The organism is Microbacterium sp. B19 (genome assembly GCF_000333395.1).
Taxonomy (GTDB): Bacteria; Actinomycetota; Actinomycetes; order Actinomycetales; family Microbacteriaceae; genus Microbacterium.
In genome coordinates this window covers 1-3,281 of sequence record NZ_BADA01000505.1, presented here as the reverse complement: position 1 = coordinate 3,281, position 3,281 = coordinate 1, and the positions used below count along the sequence as shown (strand labels likewise).

Annotated in this window: 2 protein-coding genes and 1 pseudogene; all 3 read left to right on the top strand. The window is 73.4% G+C overall.

Annotated features, from left to right (window positions below):
- Window positions 1-202: ComEA family DNA-binding protein (locus I5G_RS24165; protein WP_148286539.1), on the top strand; the 202-nt coding region annotated here is incomplete at its 5' end.
- Window positions 199-2,505 carry a ComEC/Rec2 family competence protein gene (locus I5G_RS17390; protein ID WP_083896691.1) on the top strand — a complete coding sequence of 769 codons (2,307 nt, stop codon included), beginning with the start codon at window positions 199-201 and terminating at the stop codon, window positions 2,503-2,505. The genes I5G_RS24165 and I5G_RS17390, both read left to right, overlap by 4 nt.
- 136 nt (window positions 2,506-2,641) lie before the next feature.
- A pseudogene (locus I5G_RS23290) lies at window positions 2,642-3,281 on the top strand (DNA polymerase III subunit delta); the annotation flags it as partial.

Sequence of the window (3,281 nt, the reverse complement as noted above, 5' to 3'; positions counted from 1 at the left end):
CGGCGGCATCCGGCCCGCTCGACCTCATGCGGCGACACGCGAGCAGCTCGACGCGCTGCCGAGGATCGGGCCGGCGCTCGCCGATCGCATCCTGGCGTGGCGCGAGCAGAACGGCCGGTTCACGAGCGTCGACGACCTCGGATCGGTGCCGGGGATCGGCGACAAGATGCTCGCGAGCCTGCGCGATCTGGTGCGGGTATGAGCGAGCGACGGGCTCTCCGACAGAGAGCATGGCGGCCGGTCGCCGTGGCGGGGGCGACCTGGATCGGCGCTGCCGTGGCGGTCGTCGTCCCTCACGCGGGTGTTCTCGCGCTCGGACTGTGCGGGGCTGCGGTCTCGGCCGTGGCACTGTTCGCGCGGTTCCGGCATCCGTTGCTCATGGTGACGTCCGTCGCGCTGGCGTGCGCCGCTGCCAGCGCAGGCACCGTCACGACCCTGCAGCCCACGCGTGACGCGCTCGCCGGGCTCGAGGTCGCCGGCGGCCGTCACGTGCGCGTGACCGCGACGGTCACGGGTCACCTCTCGACCGGCCCCGACGGCGGCGGCTGGTTCGACGCCACGGTGTCCGTGGTGACCGCGGGCGACACGACCGTGACGGGCGTAATCCCCGCGCGTATCGGAGTGGATGCCGACGGCCGAGGGCGCCTGTCCGACGTCGGGCCGGGCAGCGAGATCTCCGTGGCGGGGCGGGGGATTCCGTCCGACCCGGCCGAGCGGGCGATCCTCGTGCTCCGCGCGACCGACATCGAACGCGCACCCCCGCCCGCGGGCGTCTGGGCCGTTTTCGAGGGGTTGCGCGATGGACTCGTCGCGTCGACGCGAGGGCTGCCGCAACCGGGCGCCGGGCTCGTCCCGGGACTCGCTGTCGGTGACACGTCGAGTCTCGACGCGGGAACCGAGACCGCGATGAACGCGTCCTCGCTGTCGCACCTGACCGCCGTCTCCGGGGCGAACTGCGCGCTCGTGGTGGGCGCGGCGTTCGCGCTGCTCGCGCTGTGCGGGGTGCGGCGCTGGATACGGGTCGCGGGTGCGCTGCTCGTGCTCGCCGGATTCGTCGCTCTCGTGACGCCGGAGCCCAGCGTGGTCCGAGCCGCGGCGATGAGCGCGATCGGCATCCTCGCGCTCGGTCTCGGCCGCCCCCTGGTCGGCGTCGCTGTTCTGGCCGCCGCGGTGACGGTCCTGCTGATCGGCGACCCCTGGTTGTGCCGGTCGCTCGGGTTCGCGCTGTCCACGGCGGCCACCGCGGCGCTCCTGGTGCTCGCGAAGCCCCTCGCCGATGGGTTCGCGAGATGGATGCCGTCCCGCCTCGCGCTCGCGCTCGCCGTGCCGACGGCGGCGCAGCTGGTGTGCGGTCCCCTCATCGTCCTCATCGATCCGCACGTTCCCCTGCTCGGGATCGCGGCGAACTTGCTCGCCGATCCCGCCGCCGCACCGGCGACGATCGCGGGAGTCCTCGCCTGCATCGCGCCGATCCCGTGGGTGCGCGATGGGCTCTCTGCGCTGGCGTGGGTCCCCGCCGCGTGGATCGCCGGGGTCGCCCACACCACAGCCTCGGCCGCCGCGCAGAACCTGCCCTGGCCGGACGGACCGTTCGGCGCCGCCCTGCTCGCGATCGTCGGCGGCGCGATCGCGGTCGCCGTCGCCCGGCCGCAGCGCGTGCCTCGCCTCACGGCTCTCGCGACCCTCGTGGTCGCCGTTCTCATAGGAGCGGTCGGCGGCACGACCGCGGTCCGTGCGGTAGCCGGACCGCTGACCGTGCCGACCGGGTGGCAGGTCGCGATGTGCGACGTCGGCCAGGGGGATGCCACGCTGTGGCGCTCCGGATCCGCGGTCGCCCTCGTCGACACCGGGCCCGACCCAGAGCCGCTCGCGGCGTGCCTGCAGACGCTCGGCATCGACCATCTCGATCTCGTCGTCCTGACCCACTTCGACAAGGACCACGTGGGCGGATCCGCGGCGGTCCAGGGTCGCGCGAGCGTCGTGATCCACGGGCCCACGGGAGAGGCTGCGGACCAGCGGCTGCTCGACCGGTTCGCCGGAGGCGGCGCACGGCTCGTCCTCGCGACGATGGGGATGACCGGAGCCGTCGGCGACACGCGATGGCAGGCGCTCGGCCCCCTCCCCGGAATGGAGCCCGGCAACGACGCGAGCGTCGCGATCGAGGTCACGGGTCCGGGATTCCCGCACACCGTGATGCTCGGCGACCTGGGCGAGGAGCCGCAAGCCGCGCTGCTCCGCCGGGTCGACATCTCGCCGGTCGAGGTCGTCAAGGTCGCCCACCACGGCAGTGCCGACCAAAATGCCGACCTCTATCGCCGGCTCCACGCGCAGGTGGGACTCATCGGCGTCGGGGCGGGCAACAGCTACGGCCACCCGACCTCGCGCCTGCTCGACATCCTGCGGCAGAACGGGACGGTGGCCGCCCGCACCGACCAGGGCGGCATCCTCGCGGTCTGGCACGACGACGAGGGGGAGCTGACGCTGTGGCGGCAGAAGCCGCCGTGACACGGGTGGTCGTGGGCGGCGCCTCTGTCGTGTCCGGTTGCGCACGGTCGCCTCGTGCGGCGCACTCGCCCCGATCCGTCCCGGCATCCGTGTCCGTCCCGGCATCCGTGTCCGACCCGGTCGGTAGGCTGGGGGAGTGACCCCGGCACCCCGACGCTCCGCCCCCGCGAAGGCGAAGTCGGCCATCCCGCAGATCGGCTGGCGCACCCCGCAGCCGGCCCCGATCGTGTTGGTCTCCGGCCCCGAGGAGGTCTGCGCCGAACGCGCGATCGCGGGGGTGCGTGACTACCTCAAGAGCGAGGATCCGAGCCTCGAGGTCACCGACGTCCGCGCCGACGACTACACCGCAGGCACCCTGCTCGCCGTCACCTCGCCCTCCCTGTTCGGCGAACCGCGCCTGGTGCGCGTCGGCGGCGTCGAGAAGTGCTCCGACACGTTCCTCACCGAGGCGCTCGCGTACCTTGAGCACCCGCAAGACGGAGCCACGGTCGTCCTGCGGCACACCGGCGCGAGCGTGCGCGGCAAGAAACTTCTGGATGCCATCCGCGCGGGCCAGGGGAGCGGCATCGAGATCGCGTGCCCCGCGATCAAGCGCGACTCCGACCGCTTCGACTTCGCGGTCGGCGAGTTCAAGGCGGCGCAGAAGAGAATCGCCCCCCGTGGCCCTGCGGTCCCTGGTCTCGGCGTTCGCCGACGACCTCACCGAGCTCGCGGCCGCGTGCCAGCAGCTCATCGCCGACGTCCCCGGCGAAATCGACGAGCGCACCGTCAAGCGC

Coding starts and splice junctions, on each gene's coding strand:
- I5G_RS17390 (WP_083896691.1), top strand. CDS start 199: ATGAGCGAGCGACGGGCTCTCCGACAGAGAGCATGGCGGCCGGTCGCC.